Below are 13,910 nucleotides of genomic sequence, written 5' to 3' on the forward strand. Positions count from 1 at the left end.
GGAACGCGGGGACGGTGAATCTTGAAGGTCTGGATCGTCTTCATCGGCGAGGAGCTGCCCATCGACGGGGCCGTCCGCCCCTGGCGTTACGGAATCCTCTCGGACATCCTGGCGGACCGGGGACACGAGGTGATCCGATGGCAGCCCAGCTTCTATCTCCACAAGTTTCAGCGCTGCGAGGCCGACACGACGATCCGCTGGCGGGACAACTACACGATCCGCCTGATCCACGTACCGCCGTACCGGCGGCACATCGGCTTCCAGCGGATCCGGCACTATGAGATCCTGGCCCGCCGCTTCGCCGCCCTTGCCCGGGAGGAAGAGCCCCCGGACATTCTCCTCTGCGGCATGCCCTCGCCCAGCATGTGCGCCGCCTCCGCCGACTATGCCGCACAGCGGAGGATTCCCCTGCTCATCGACGTCCGGGACCTCTGGCCGGACATCTTCCTCGACGTCGTCCCGCCGCTCCTCAGGCCCCTCGGACGCCTTGCCCTGTGGTTCGAGTTCCGGCGGAACCGGCGCGTCTTCCGTCAGGCCACTGGGATTCTCGGGATCCGCGACGATTTCGTCCAATGGGGGCGGGATTACGGGAGGCGGGCCCCGGGGGCCTTCGACGGGACCTTTTCCCATGCCTACCGGGAGCGGACGTTGAGCGCCGGGGAGAGGAGCCGGGAGGAAGAACTCCTCCGCCGGGCGGGCGTCCGCTTCGAGCACCCCCTGGCCTGCTTCTTCGGGTCTTTCGAAGAATCCTACGACCTTGAGACGGTCGTGGAAGCGGCCCGGGAACTGGCAGCAGGCCCTCACCGGGACCTCCAGTTCGTTCTCTGCGGCGACGGCAAGAAGCTGCCGGCCCTGCGTACGCGGGCGGAAGGGCTTCCCAACGTCGTCCTACCGGGACGGGTGAGCCCGGAGGCCATCGCCCGACTCATGGAGTCGGCCGACTTCGGCCTTGCCAGCTTCATCCGGGGCGCGACGCACACGGTGTCCAACAAGGTGGTGGAATACTTCTGCGGCGGCCTGGCCGTGGTGGCCAGCGAGAGCGAGGGCATCCGGCGGGTCCTGGAGGCGAACCGCTGCGGCGTGACCTATGATCCCGAAAATGCGGGAGGCCTGGCGGCAGCCCTGGCGGATCTGCTGGAGAATGACGGGAAGCGGGAGGAAATGAAGCGGAATGCCCGGGCGCTCTATGAGCGCTCCTACACCGCCGGAGCCGTCTACGGCGCCATGGCGGACCACCTGGAGAAGACGGCCCGGTCCTTCCGGGCCGGCGGGGAAAGGGCGGCTCCGTGACATTTCAGGTCTACCGTTTTCTCTGTGGCCGGAACGCGGCACCGGAACGCAGTGCGGCCGGCGGCCGGGACTGGATGCTCTGGCGGCCGTCCATCCTGCGGCCGGTTCCGCCGGGCCTGCCGCTCCTGCCGTATGCCGTCTGGTGGCTCTTTCGCTATGCCCGGATCTTCGAAAATCCCGATTACCGGATCCTGCTGCTTTATGATAAAGGGGTTCCCCTGCACCGTTCCGTGGTGACCCCGCCGTTCTTCCGGTTTCCCTTCCTGGGTCGGGGGGACCTCCAGGTCGGCGACACGTGGACGGCGCCGGAGCTCCGGGGCCGCGGCATCGCCTCGGAGGCTCTGGTTCGGATTACGGAGCGCCTGGGGGAGCCGGGGCGGAGTTTCTGGTATGTGGTTGAGGAGGGCAACGAACCCTCGATCTCCGCTGTTCGGAAGGCGGGATTCGAACGACACGGAACGGCGGTCCGGACGAGTCGTTTCGGCCTGCGGCTCCTGGGGGCCTATGAACTGATGAAGGACGCGGCGAAGCAATGAAGCGCCTCTTCGATTTCCTGGTGTCGTTTTGCGGCCTGGTCCTCCTGAGCCCCGTTCTGGCCGGGGTCGCCCTGGCGATCCGGCGGGAGGACGGAGGACCCGTCTTCTACCGGGGCGAGCGGACAGGGAGGAACGGACGTCCCTTCCGCATTTTCAAGTTCCGGACCATGGTCGTCGACGCCGAGAAGATGGGCGCCTCCTCCACCGCCGACGACGATCCCCGGATCACGAGGGTGGGGCGCCGTTTGCGCAAGTTCAAACTGGACGAGCTTCCCCAGTTGATCAATGTCCTGACCGGTGATATGAGCCTGGTGGGTCCCCGGCCGGAAGTCAAGCGCTATACCGACCTGTACACGGAGGAGGAGAAGGCGGTCCTGACCGTCCGTCCCGGCATCACCGACTGGGCGTCCATCTGGAACTCCGACGAGGGGGCTCTCCTGGCCGGGCAGGCGGACCCGGACCGGTACTACGAGGAGCACATCCGCCCGGAGAAGATCCGGCTGCAGTTGAAGTACGTCCGGGAGCGGTCATTCCGGACGGATCTCGCGATCATCCTGGAGACGCTGCGCGTCATCCTGGGCCGGTGAGGCCGGCGGCGGAGAGAGGTGTCCATGACGGAATATCCGAAGGAAGAACTGCTGTCCCTGTATCGGATGATGCTGAGGATCCGCCTCTGCGAGGAGAGCCTCGTCGAGCCGATCCTGAGCGGGGAAGTCCGGTGCCCCTGCCATCTCTATCCGGGGCAGGAGGCCGTCGCGGCCGGCCTCTGCTCGTGTCTGGAGACAGAGGATGCCGTCTTCGGCAACCACCGCTCCCACGGCCATTACCTCGCCAAGGGCGGGTCGATGGACGCCATGGTGGCGGAGATCTACGGCTGTGAAACGGGATGCTGCCGCGGCCGCGGCGGGTCCATGCACCTCATCGACCCGGAGAACGGAGTCCTGGGCGTAGTCCCCGTCGTGGCGGGAACGATGTCGCTGGCCCTGGGGGCGTCCCTGGCCTCGGCGATCCGGGGCGACGGCCGGGTGGTGGTCTCCTTCTTCGGCGACGGCGCCACCGGTGAAGGCGTGCTCTACGAATGCATGAACTTTGCCGCCCTGAAAAAACTTCCCCTGATCTTTGCCTGCGAGAACAACTTCTATGCCACCCACATGCCCGTCCGGGACTGCCGGGCCGACCGCCCCATCTTCCACATCGCCCGGCCCTTCGGAATCGATGCACGGCAGGTGGACGGAAACGACGTTCTGGCGGTCCGCGAGGCGGGCCGGGAGGCCGTGGCGGCCTGCCGGCGCGGGGACGGACCCGTGTTCCTCGAGTTTTTGACCTACCGGTTCCGCGGGCACGTGGGTCCTGACGACAACATCCAGGGAGACCACACGGACATTCGTCCTCCGGAGGAAGTGAAAGCCTGGCTGGAGAAGGATCCCATCGGGCGATTCGAGGCCGTCCTCATGGAACGGTTCGCCGTCGAGAAGGAATCCCTGGAAGAGATCCACCGGAACGCCCTGGACGAGGTCCAACGCGCCCACGAATTCGCCCGGAGGAGCCCCATGCCGGCGGGAAAGGACCTGCAGAAGTATGTCTTCGCCTCGTAGCCTGTCCTACAGCCTGGCCATCAACGAAGCCCTGCACCAGGCGATGGCCGCCGATCCCTCGGTGTTCCTGATCGGGCAGGGAGTGAAGAGTCCCTGGTACGTCGGCAACACCGCCCAGGGTCTTCTCGACCGCTTCGGCCCGTCCCGTGTGATCGACACGCCCGTTTCGGAGAACGCCATGACCGGCGCGGCGGTGGGGGCGGCCCTGGCGGGAATGCGGCCCGTGGTGGTCCATCCGCGGATGGATTTCATGTTCTACGCCTTCGACCCCATCATCAACGAGGCGGCCAACTGGTCGTACATGAACGGCGGGCGAGCCTCCGTCCCGGTCGTCTTCTGGGGGATCATCAACCGGGGAGGGGAGCAGGCGGCCCAGCATTCCCAGGCCCTGCACGCCCTGTTTGCCCATGCGCCGGGGCTGAAGGTCGTCATGCCCGCCTCGCCCACCGACGCCAAGGGGTTGATGATGGCGGCCATCCGGGACCCGAACCCGGTGGTGTTCATTGACGACCGCTGGCTTTATGGACTGGAGGAAGCGGTCCCGGAGGAGCCTTACGAGACTCCCATCGGGAAAGCGGTCCGGCGCCGGGAGGGATCCGACGCCACCGTCGTCGCCCTGTCCTACCTGGTCCCGGAGGCGGAGAAGGCAGCGGACGAGCTTGCCCGCGAGGGGATCCGGGTGGAGATGCTCGACCTGCGGACAGCCAAGCCGCTGGACCGGGAAGCGATCCTGGCCTCCGTCCGGAAGACGGGCCGCCTCGTCGTGGCCGATCCCGGGTGGCTGACCGGAGGCATTTCGTCCGAAGTCGCGGCCATGGCGGCGGGAGAAGGATTCTCTTATCTTAAGGCGCCGGTCCGGCGCGTGGCGCTTCCCGACTGCCCCGCCCCGGCCAGCAGGGACCTGGAGGCTGCCTATTACCCGCGATGGGACAGGATCGCTGCGGCGGTCCGGGAAGTGATTGCATGATGCAGGCGACTTCGAGCGGGAAGGAGCGCGAGTGACATGACGAGGAAGGTACGATTCGTCGAGCCGGCAAAGGTGTACCGGATGATCCGGGACGAGCTCGATGCCGCCTATTTCGAGGTGATGAGCAAGGGAGACCTGATCGACCGGGGCCAGCTCAGGAGCTTCGAGGACAACCTGGCGGCCTTCGTGGGGACGAAGTACGCCGTGGGCCTCAACAGCGGCTACGACGCCCTCCACATGTCGCTGAGAGCCGCGGGAATCGGTCCCGGCGACGAGGTGATCGTCCCGGCTCACACCTTTGTGGCGACCGCGTCCGCCGTGGTGAACGTGGGGGCCCGCCCGGTCCTGGTGGACGTGGGGAAGGACTTCAACATCGACTGCGACCGGATCGAGGAGGCCGTAACGGAGCGGACCCGGGGCATCATCCCGGTCCACCTGAGCGGCTGGATGGCGGACATGCCCCGGGTCATGGAGATCGCGGAGCGCCACCGCCTGGCCGTCGTGGAGGACGCCTGCCAGAGCCTGGGATCGAGCATGCTCGGGAAGCGGGCGGGATCCTGGGGGCTCACGGGCTGCTGGAGCTTCTATCCCTTCAAGATCCTTGGCGGTTACGGAGACGGAGGCGCCATCACCACCGACGATCCCGACATCGCCCTGTTTGCGCGCCGGATGCGCTACAACGGGGAGGACCGGGAAACCGGGGAGTACCACGGCCACGGGTTCACGTGCCTGCTGGACAACCTCCAGGCAGCCTTTCTCGACGTCAAGCTGCGCCACCTGCCGGCATGGATCGTCCGCCGGAAGGAGATCGCCGCCCGATACCGGGAGGCCCTCTCGGACCTGCCGGACCTCCTGCTTCCCCACTATGACGATCCCCGGCGGGACCACGTGTACCAGAACTACACGGTGCGTTCGAAGCAGGGGAACGGGTTTTCCGAGTTTCTCAGGGCCAACGGCATCGAGGTGTTGACCCAGTTCCGCAAGCCCTATTACCGGCACGAGGCGCTGAAGCTGGAGGACCGGGGCTTCCCGGAGACGGAGGCCCTGAGCCGGGAGGTCTGCTCCCTGCCCATGAACGTGGAAATCGAAGACGACGAGATCGCCTGCGTGATCTCCGTGGTCCGGCGATTCTATGGAAAGTAGGAACCTGGCCCCGGAGAGCCGGATCGGCCGTCCGCCGGACGGGAAGGTCTGGATCGTGCTGTACTGGACCGTTCCGGTCCTCCTGGGGATCTACGTTTTTCTGAATCCCTTTCCCCGGAAGACGGCCGTCGAGCTGATCTGCTTCTACGGGGCCACGATCCTTGCCCTGGCTCTGGCCGTGACCCGCCGCGTCCGCTTCTCCTTTCGGACGCCGCTGGCGGTTCCCTTCCTGCTCTTCCTGGCCTGGAGCGTCCTCGGCCTCTTCACGGCGCTGAAGCCGGACAACAGCATTCACGACGTGTACGCCCATCTGGTCCAGTACCTCGTCCTGTTCTATCTCCTCATCCATTTTTTCCGAACGCCCCGCCGGTTCATGATCCTGTGCTGGATCCTCGCCCTGTCCGGTTTTCTGCTGGCCTTCGGAGTCATGAGCTATTTCTACCTGTTCGCAGGGAATCCCGTCAGCGAGCGGATGGGGATCATGCTCCCCTTCATGGAATTCATTCCGGGATACCTGAGCTATACCTCGCTGCTGGCGGTCTTCGTGATGCTCCACCTGATCGGAACGGTCCGGGAAAGGGGATTCCGGATCCTGCTCGGCTTCTGCATCGTCGGGACGGCTCTGGCGACCGCCCTGACCCAGTCCCGGGCCACCTTCCTGGCCGTCCTCGCGTCCGTCTTCGTTTTTACCCTGAAGAGCAGGAGGAACTGGCTCCTCTGGGGGATCATCGCCCTCGTCATTGCCGCCATGATCCCCAGCATGAAAGAGCGCATGAGCGGCTCCGAGCTTCTGAGGGACGGGCGGATCAAGATCGCCATGATCACCCTGGAGGTGATCAAGGATTATCCCCTCCTGGGGATCGGCTACGGCATGCTCACGTATGGCGACCCGGCCTCCCTGGACCTGGCGAAATACAACATCCGGCTCCCGGAGGAGTACCGGCAGCACCATCCAGGAGGCGTGTTCTGGGGATCCCCCCACAATACGTACCTCGATATCGCCGTCCGGACCGGGATCCCGGGCCTTGTCCTGTGGCTTTTGATCCTCTTCACGGCGGGCCGCCTGGCCTGGCAGACCATGAAGAAGGACCCCGGGGGCGGGATTACCGGCGCCGGCACGTGCCTCCTGGCCGCCCTCGTCGGAATCGCCGTTCAGGACGTTTTCATGGACGGCATGCTGGGGCCACAGATTGTATTGCACTACATCCTGTTTGCCCTGATCACCATCCTGTGGCAGATCCGGTTCCGGGGATCAGAGAACGGATCGCCGGCTGCAGGCCGAGGCGGAACAACGGTATGAATCTGAAACTGAGCAGGCGCCACGAATGGGTTCTCCAGTCGGAGATCCGCAACATGTCCATCGAGTGCGACCGGATCGGCGGGATCAACCTGTCCCAGGGGGTCTGCGACATGGAGGTACCGTCCTGCGTTCGCGAGGGGGCCCGCGAGGCCATGGAGGCGGGGCTGAATACGTACACCCGGTACGACGGGATCCCGGAGTTGCGCGTGGCCATCGCCGCCAAGCAGCGGCGTTTCACCGGCATGGACCCGGACCCGGAGAGGGAGATCATTGTCAGCGCCGGCGCGACGGGCGCCCTCTACTGTGCCTGCCTGGCCCTCTTGAATCCGGGGGACGAGGTCATCCTGTTCGAGCCCTACTACGGCTACCACGTCAGCACCCTGGTCGCCACCGAGGCCGTTCCGGTCTACGTGAACCTGAATCCTCCCGACTGGACCTTCCGGCGGGAGGACCTGGAGAAGGCGGTAACGGGCCGGACCCGGGGCATCCTGATCAATACGCCGGCCAATCCTTCCGGGAAGGTCTTTACCCGGGAAGAGCTCCTGATGCTGGCCGATTTCGCCAGCGCCCACGATCTGTTTGTCTTCACCGACGAGATCTACGAGCACTTCATTTATGACGGCTGGAGCCACACGGCACCGGCGACGCTCCCGGGGATGCGGGAGCGGACCGTCACGATTTCCGGGCTTTCGAAGACGTTCAGCATCACCGGGTGGCGCATCGGCTACTGCATCGCCGACGAGCGGTGGAGCCGGGCCATCGGCTACTTCAACGACCTGGTCTACGTCTGCGCCCCGTCCCCGCTCCAGATGGGGGTGGCCCGGGGGCTGATGGAACTGGATGCGGCGTATTATGCAAACCTGTCGGTTGAATTCACGGTCAAAAGGGACCTGATCTGCAATGCCCTGGCCCGGGCCGGGCTCAGGCCCCACGTCCCCCGGGGGGCTTATTACGTATTGGCGGACATCTCGTCCGTGCCCGGGCAAGGCAGCAAGGAGAAGGCGATGAACCTGCTCGGCAAAACCGGCGTCGCCTGCGTGCCCGGGGAGGCCTTCTTTTCCGGAACGGACGGGGAGTCTCTGGCACGCTTCTGCTTCGCCAAGGAAACCCCCGTTCTGGAGGAGGCCTGCAACCGGCTTCTGTCTTTCCGGGAGGGCCGCTGACGGTCGGACCGATGCTCGCGAAACCGCATCAACTCCGGAACCCGAGATTCTACGCCAAGATTCTCATCGATGCGGGCCTGTTCGTTGCGGCCCATGCCCTGGCCTATTGGTTCCGGTTCGAGTTTTCCCCCGACGCCTCCCGGATCGCCCAGTTCGCGGTCGTTCTTCCCTGGCTCGTATCGCTCAAGGTCGCCATTTTCTATACCCTGGGCCTCTACCACGGCATGTGGCGGTACACCAGCGTCCGCGATTTCTGGAGGCTGGCCCTTGCCTGTGTTCTGGGGGTCCTCCTGAGCATGGCCGTCATTTTCCTCTTCTTCCGGGAGGAGAATTTTTCCCGTGCGGTCTTCCTGATGGACGGAGGCCTGACCTTCCTGATGGCGGGTGCCCACCGTCTCGTTGTCCGGTCCTACTACATGTACCAGGCGCGAACTGCGAACGGCCGGGCGGAGGCTGTCCTGGCCGCGAGACCCCCGCGGAGGGTCCTGATCGTCGGGGCCGGCGACGCGGGAGAGAAAATCCTGAGAGAAATCGGCGATAATGAGCAGATTCATTACCAGGTAGTAGGGTTCGTCGACGACCATCCCCACAAACAGGGCCGTTCCATCCATGGGGTCACGATCCTGGGCAAGGTCGGCGAGATCCCCGTCCTGGTGAAGCGCCACGACATCGAGGAGATCCTCATCGCCGTTCCGTCCGCCTCTGGAGAGCAGATGAGGCGGATCGTGGACGTCTGTAAGGAGTGCAGCGTCACCTACAAGACCCTCCCGGGCATCGGGGAGATCATCGATGGGAGGGTCAGCGTCAAGATCCTGCGGGACGTGAGCTACGAGGACCTGCTGGGCCGGCCCCCGGTCCATCTCGATGTGACGGGAATCCGGAATTACCTGGCAGGCCGGACGATCCTCGTCACCGGTTGCGGCGGCTCGATCGGCTCGGAGCTCTGCCGCCAGCTGGTCCGGTTCGAACCGGGACTGATCGTCCTCCTGGACGCCTCGGAGGCGAACCTCTTCCAGATCCAGATGGAGATGGAGAACGAGCTGTCCTTCCGGCGATACGAGCCGGTTCTGGGGCAGGTGCAGGACGAGTCCCTCATGCGCTCCGTCCTGGAAAAGTACCATCCCCAGGTCGTCTTCCACGCCGCCGCCTACAAGCACGTCCCCATGCTGGAGCGGAATCCCTGGGAGGCCGTCTTCAACAACATCCAGGGCAGCCGGACGATCATGGAGACGGCGGCCGCCTTCGGCGTCGAGCGGTTCGTCCTGGTCTCCACGGACAAGGCCGTCCGACCCACGAACGTCATGGGGGCCAGCAAGCGGGTCACAGAACTGATTCTCCAGGCCCACCAGGGAACGGGCACCCGGTTCCTCTCCGTCCGCTTCGGCAACGTCGTGGGATCCTCCGGATCGGTGATTCCGCTTTTCCGGCGCCAGATCGAGCATGGAGGGCCCGTGACGGTGACGGACCCTGACGTAACCCGTTTCTTCATGACGATCCCCGAGGCGGCCCAACTGATCATCCAGGCCGGCGCCATGGGGCAGGGCGGGGAGATCTACATCCTCAAAATGGGCACCCCTGTCCGGATCGTCGAGATGGCCCGGGACCTGATCCGCCTCTCGGGAAAGGAGCCCGATCGGGACGTCAAGATTGTCTTCACGGGCCTCCGGGAGGGCGAAAAGCTGCACGAGGAGCTGATCACCGAGGGAGAAGGCATTGTGCCCACGGGTCACGACAAGATCCTGGTCCTCCGGCCCGACCCGGACCCGGAGCGGGAAGGGGATCCCGAGGCGTTCCGCCGGATGCTCTATGAAGAGATTGAACGGCTATGCGACGCCGCTTCTCGCCACGATGCCCCGGAGATCCGGCGCCTTCTCCGGGAAATCGTTCCCGAATACGTTCCCCAGGACTCAAGGAGCGTTCTTTGAGGGACTGCTTCTCTGTCGCCGTCATCGGTGCCGGAGTCGTCGGCCTCGCCGTGGCGGAGCGGCTGTCCCGGGAATACCGGGACGTCCTGCTTCTGGAGCGTCATGAATCCTGCGGTCGTGAAACCAGCAGCCGCAGCAGCGAGGTCATCCATGCCGGCATCTATTACCCGACGGGTCTCCTGAAAGCGGTTCTCTGCCGCGAAGGGAGCCGTATGCTTTATGAGGCTTGTACCCAGTGGCGGGTGCCGCACCGGCGGCTGGGAAAGATGATCGTGGCCGGCGGGGACGAGGACGGGCAGGAGCTCCATCGGCTTCGCGCACAGGCAGAGCGTAACGGCGTCCGGGATCTGCGTTTTCTCACGCCGCGGGAGATCCGGCGCCTGGAACCGGCCATCCAGGTCCGGGAGGCCCTGTTTTCACCCTCCACGGGAATCATCGATTCCCACCGGTTCATGCAGGCGCTCCTGTACCGCCTGGAGGCGGCGGGGGCCACCACGGCATTCCGGTCGGATGTGACGGCGATACGGCCGGATGGAGACGGTTTCGACGTGGAGATCAACGGCGGCGAATACCGGTTCCGGACGAAGGTTCTGGTCAACTCCGCCGGCCTGGCGTCCGACCGGCTGGCCGCCATGGCCGGCATCGACGTGGACGCCGCGGACTACCGCCTCAAATTCTGCAAGGGGAACTATTTCTCCGCTTCTTCCGCTCCCCGGCTCAAACATCTGGTCTACCCCGCTCCGGAACGCGGGAATGAGGGGCTGGGCATTCATGCCACCGTGGACCTGGCGGGCAGGGTCCGCTTCGGGCCCGACGTCGAATACGTCGACCGGATCGACTATGCGGTCGACGAGGGGCGCCGCGGCCGGTTCCACGATGCCGTCCGGCGCTACCTGCCCGGGATCCCGGCGGAGGCCCTGCAGCCGGACATGTGCGGCATCCGGCCCAAGCTGCAGGGGCCCGGCGAGGCATACCGGGATTTTATCATCAGCGAGGAGAGCGACCGCGGCCTTCCGGGCCTGATCAGCCTGGTGGGCATCGAGTCCCCGGGCCTGACGACCTCCCTGGCCATCGGCCGCCGGGTGGCCGCCCTGGCGGAACCGTTTCTCGACGGGTTCCGATCAAAGTGAAGGACGGGATGGAGGGCCGCGCCCCGCTGCTTTTGTTTCGTCCTTGGCGCGGGGGCTGTCATGGGGATTCCCGCCGTCGCGGAAGCGTTTCCCCGTTTTGGCGTTAGCGAACCGGTACGCCGGGTGTTGGAAACGCTTCCCAATTGCTCCTCTGGGAACCCCCGGCCGCGCCCCCGCGTACGTCGGCGAGAAGTCCATCTCCTGAAGGAAGCGGGGTCCGATTTCCAATCGGTCCCCCTCATGGGTCATGCTGATTCATCCACATCATGAAATTCCTGGCAATCCCCGCCGCATTCTCGTCATCCAGTTGGGTGACATCGGCGACATCGTGTGGACCTGGCCGGCGCTGGCCGCCATCCACGACCGGTTCCCCGAAGCGGCGATCACCCTCCTGGCGAGAAAGGGACGTGGCGGACTCCTGGAGGCGAATCCCTTCCTGCAGGAAATCGTCGAGGTGATTCAGCCTCAGGGGGGCGGTCTTGTATCCTTGTCCGCCCAGGCCGGCTTCCTGGCGGGTCTCCGGCGCCGCCGCTTTGATCTGGCGGTGGACCTGCGGGGGGACGAGCGGGGTGCCTTCCTGGCCTGGAGCACCGGGGCGCCGCTGCGGATCGCCCTCGCTTACGGCCGCAACGACGTGCCTTTCTGGCGAAACCGGCTGTTCACGCATCTGGCGGCGGCGCCTCTCCCCGGGAAAGGACCGTTCCGGGGGCCTGCGGAACAGTCCCTCGCCGTACTCCGGCCTTTCGGCATCGATATCGTGGGGGACTTGCCGCCCTTTCCCGTTCCCCCGGTCATCGCGGAGAGGGTGGACCGCCTCTTCAAGGATGAGGGAATGGACATGGCGATTCCCTGGGTGACCATCAGTCCCTATTCGCGCTGGACCTACAAGGAATGGGGCACGGAAAAGTGGATATCCGTCATGCGGTGGCTCTGGGATTGCCGGGGCGTCGCGTCCGCCGTCGTCGGCTCCATGGATGATCGCAGCAAGGCGGACGAATTCGTCCGGAGTGGAGGCGATCATGTCCACAATCTGGCGGGGAAAACGACGCTGGCCGAGCTGGCGGGAGTCATTGCGCGAAGCGTCCTGCACGTCGGGGTCGACACGGGAGGACCTCACCTGGCCGCGGCCCTGGGCCTGCCGACCGTAACGATATACGGTCCCTCTTTCGGAGAGGCCTGGGCGCATCCGGGACCGCGGCACCGGGTCGTCTTTCCGGACCGGGACTGCGTTCCCTGCCGGAAGCTCGGCTGTGACAACTCGCACCGCAGCGAATGCCTGGAGGAGCTTGAACCGGTGAAGGTAAGGCAGGCCCTGGAGGAATTGCTGAACGGACTTGGATATACGGCCCGCACCTGAGCGGGCACGCGGAAGGAAAGAGGGAAGAAGCCCCTGCCGGGAAACCGGCAGGGGCTTCTTTCATGGTGCCTGTTTTTTCAGGTTGTCGGCAATCCTCTCGTGGATCATCCGGGTTCCCAGGGTGTCGCCGATCAGGCCGACCAGGACCCAGACGGAGGTCCGCTCCCTGGAGACGTAATCGATCATGATCATGACCTCGTCGCCGCCGACCTTGCCCTTGATCGAGCCGGAGGCAATGCCCCGGTCCGGTACGATGTCCGTGGCCCTGATCTGGGCCATGGTCTTCTCCGCGGCTTTCCAGACCTGCTCGTACGGGTACGGGTAGTCGGAGCCGAGCTTTCCGTCGATCACGACAAACCGGCCGGAGCGGACGCCCACGATCCGGTCCTTCACCTCGACGGTGGAGGCCGTATAGCAGCCGCTCACGGTCAGGACGGCCATGACGCTGCACAGGAAGACGAGTGTTCGGCGGTACGGGATCATCGTTTTTCTCCTGTTTTTGCGGCGGAGAGGGAATTCTCTCTACGTCTGCACCGCATCCCCGATGGCAGGGCGGTTCGGTCCAGCTGCGGACATCCGGATGCAATTGCATCTTATCGAAAGGCGGCGGGGCTGTCAATTCAGGGTGCGGGACCGGGCGGGTGCCCTTCATCCCAGGTGCAGGACGGCGGCGGCTGCGCCCAACAAGGCGTAGAGCAGCGTGAGGGCGGTGGCTCCCGCCAGGGTGGCCCCCAGCATGCGATGCGCAGCCGTCTCGGGGCCCCGGTCCCGGTGGCCCGCCAGGAAGGCGGCGCCGATTCCGGCCAGGAGTCCGCCGCCGTGGGCCCAGTTGTTGATGCCCGGCAGGAGGAGGCCGAAGACGGCCAGCCCCACGATCCAGCCCATGGCCTGCCGGGAAATCATGTCGCCCAGGAAGCCGCCCCGGCTCTTTCCGTAGTAGAAGATGGCTCCGATGAGGCCGCAGAGGCCGGCGGAGGCGCCGATGGTAAACGATACGCCCGCCAGGAGGGACAGGAGGAATCCGCCGACACCGCTTGCCAGGTAGATGATCCAGAAGCGCCAGAAGCCGAATTGGCGCCATACAAAGGGACCCAGTTGGGTCAGGGCGGCCATGTTGAAGAAGATGTGGAGGAGCCCGCCGTGCAGGAAGGATGCCGTGAGGAGGGTCCACCAGCGCCCGTACCCCAGGATCGGGACCGTTCCGGTGGCTCCCAGGTAGAACAGGCTGGCGTCGGAGGGGGACAGGAAGGAGAGGGGATTCAGGGAAAATCCGAGGGAGGACGGATTCAGCAGCAGGGACAGCAGAAACAGCGCCACGTTGGAAAACAGGACGATCTGAACGGGATTCAGGGCTCCCGACCCGATCCGGCCCAAGAGGGCGGCTACCCGGCGCGTGCCGGGCCGGGAGAGGCCGCAATGCGGACAAACCGGCTCGTCCCGGCTGATGAGACGCCTGCACTGGGGGCAGAGAATCGCCTTTTTCTCCTCTTCCGTCATCGCTGCA

At 65.3% G+C, this 13,910-nt stretch carries 13 protein-coding genes; 11 read left to right on the forward strand and 2 right to left on the reverse strand.

Annotated features, from left to right (window positions below; genetic code table 11):
- Window positions 1-21: 21 nt before the first annotated feature.
- From PLO63_02325 to PLO63_02375, 11 genes are all read left to right on the forward strand, one after another.
- Window positions 22-1,290, forward strand: coding sequence for a glycosyltransferase family 4 protein (locus PLO63_02325; protein HOI72960.1), 1,269 nt, complete (start codon window positions 22-24; stop codon window positions 1,288-1,290).
- On the forward strand, window positions 1,287-1,826 hold the full coding sequence (locus PLO63_02330; GenBank protein HOI72961.1) for a GNAT family N-acetyltransferase: 540 nt from the start codon (window positions 1,287-1,289) through the stop codon (window positions 1,824-1,826). Before PLO63_02325 ends, PLO63_02330 begins: the two co-directional genes overlap by 4 nt.
- Complete coding sequence (locus tag PLO63_02335) at window positions 1,823-2,413, forward strand: sugar transferase (GenBank protein ID HOI72962.1); 591 nt, start codon at window positions 1,823-1,825, stop codon at window positions 2,411-2,413. Before PLO63_02330 ends, PLO63_02335 begins: the two co-directional genes overlap by 4 nt.
- 24 nt (window positions 2,414-2,437) lie before the next feature.
- Window positions 2,438-3,421 (forward strand): thiamine pyrophosphate-dependent dehydrogenase E1 component subunit alpha, encoded by a 984-nt coding sequence (locus tag PLO63_02340; GenBank protein ID HOI72963.1) that lies wholly within the window; start codon window positions 2,438-2,440, stop codon window positions 3,419-3,421.
- A complete protein-coding gene (locus PLO63_02345; protein ID HOI72964.1) occupies window positions 3,405-4,388 on the forward strand; it encodes a pyruvate dehydrogenase complex E1 component subunit beta in 984 nt (327 codons plus the stop codon). Before PLO63_02340 ends, PLO63_02345 begins: the two co-directional genes overlap by 17 nt.
- 36 nt (window positions 4,389-4,424) lie before the next feature.
- Window positions 4,425-5,531, forward strand: coding sequence for a DegT/DnrJ/EryC1/StrS family aminotransferase (locus tag PLO63_02350; GenBank protein HOI72965.1), 1,107 nt, complete (start codon window positions 4,425-4,427; stop codon window positions 5,529-5,531).
- A complete protein-coding gene (locus tag PLO63_02355) occupies window positions 5,521-6,831 on the forward strand; it encodes an O-antigen ligase family protein (protein HOI72966.1) in 1,311 nt (436 codons plus the stop codon). The genes PLO63_02350 and PLO63_02355 overlap by 11 nt, the downstream gene beginning before the upstream one ends.
- Window positions 6,828-7,994, forward strand: coding sequence for a pyridoxal phosphate-dependent aminotransferase (locus PLO63_02360; GenBank protein ID HOI72967.1), 1,167 nt, complete (start codon window positions 6,828-6,830; stop codon window positions 7,992-7,994). Before PLO63_02355 ends, PLO63_02360 begins: the two co-directional genes overlap by 4 nt.
- An 11-nt stretch (window positions 7,995-8,005) precedes the next feature.
- Window positions 8,006-9,919 (forward strand): nucleoside-diphosphate sugar epimerase/dehydratase, encoded by a 1,914-nt coding sequence (locus PLO63_02365; protein ID HOI72968.1) that lies wholly within the window; start codon window positions 8,006-8,008, stop codon window positions 9,917-9,919.
- Window positions 9,916-11,049, forward strand: a complete 1,134-nt coding sequence (locus PLO63_02370; protein ID HOI72969.1) for an NAD(P)/FAD-dependent oxidoreductase — start codon at window positions 9,916-9,918, stop codon at window positions 11,047-11,049. Before PLO63_02365 ends, PLO63_02370 begins: the two co-directional genes overlap by 4 nt.
- A gap of 247 nt (window positions 11,050-11,296) precedes the next feature.
- Window positions 11,297-12,406 carry a glycosyltransferase family 9 protein gene (locus PLO63_02375; GenBank protein HOI72970.1) on the forward strand — a complete coding sequence of 370 codons (1,110 nt, stop codon included), beginning with the start codon at window positions 11,297-11,299 and terminating at the stop codon, window positions 12,404-12,406.
- Between the two features lie 60 nt (window positions 12,407-12,466).
- Here PLO63_02375 and PLO63_02380 read toward each other — a convergent pair whose 3' ends face one another.
- Together PLO63_02380 and PLO63_02385 are read right to left on the reverse strand one after the other, a co-directional pair.
- Complete coding sequence (locus tag PLO63_02380; GenBank protein ID HOI72971.1) at window positions 12,467-12,889, reverse strand: DUF3568 family protein; 423 nt, start codon at window positions 12,887-12,889, stop codon at window positions 12,467-12,469.
- Window positions 12,890-13,054: 165 nt separating this feature from the next.
- A complete protein-coding gene (locus PLO63_02385; protein HOI72972.1) occupies window positions 13,055-13,903 on the reverse strand; it encodes a rhomboid family intramembrane serine protease in 849 nt (282 codons plus the stop codon).
- Window positions 13,904-13,910 lie beyond the last annotated feature (7 nt).

The sequence above is a fragment of the Syntrophales bacterium genome (assembly GCA_035363115.1).
Classification (GTDB): Bacteria; Desulfobacterota; Syntrophia; order Syntrophales; family PHBD01; genus PHBD01.

What these genes read in the sequence shown, in the direction of transcription:
- PLO63_02335 (HOI72962.1), top strand. Translation starts at nt 1,823, where the DNA reads ATGAAGCGCCTCTTCGATTTCCTGGTGTCGTTTTGCGGCCTGGTCCTC.
- PLO63_02340 (HOI72963.1), top strand. Translation starts at nt 2,438, where the DNA reads ATGACGGAATATCCGAAGGAAGAACTGCTGTCCCTGTATCGGATGATG.
- PLO63_02345 (HOI72964.1), top strand. Translation starts at nt 3,405, where the DNA reads ATGTCTTCGCCTCGTAGCCTGTCCTACAGCCTGGCCATCAACGAAGCC.
- PLO63_02350 (HOI72965.1), top strand. Translation starts at nt 4,425, where the DNA reads ATGACGAGGAAGGTACGATTCGTCGAGCCGGCAAAGGTGTACCGGATG.
- PLO63_02355 (HOI72966.1), top strand. Translation starts at nt 5,521, where the DNA reads ATGGAAAGTAGGAACCTGGCCCCGGAGAGCCGGATCGGCCGTCCGCCG.
- PLO63_02360 (HOI72967.1), top strand. Translation starts at nt 6,828, where the DNA reads ATGAATCTGAAACTGAGCAGGCGCCACGAATGGGTTCTCCAGTCGGAG.
- PLO63_02365 (HOI72968.1), top strand. Translation starts at nt 8,006, where the DNA reads ATGCTCGCGAAACCGCATCAACTCCGGAACCCGAGATTCTACGCCAAG.
- PLO63_02375 (HOI72970.1), top strand. Translation starts at nt 11,297, where the DNA reads ATGCTGATTCATCCACATCATGAAATTCCTGGCAATCCCCGCCGCATT.
- PLO63_02380 (HOI72971.1), bottom strand. Translation starts at nt 12,889, where the DNA reads ATGATCCCGTACCGCCGAACACTCGTCTTCCTGTGCAGCGTCATGGCC.
- PLO63_02385 (HOI72972.1), bottom strand. Translation starts at nt 13,903, where the DNA reads ATGACGGAAGAGGAGAAAAAGGCGATTCTCTGCCCCCAGTGCAGGCGT.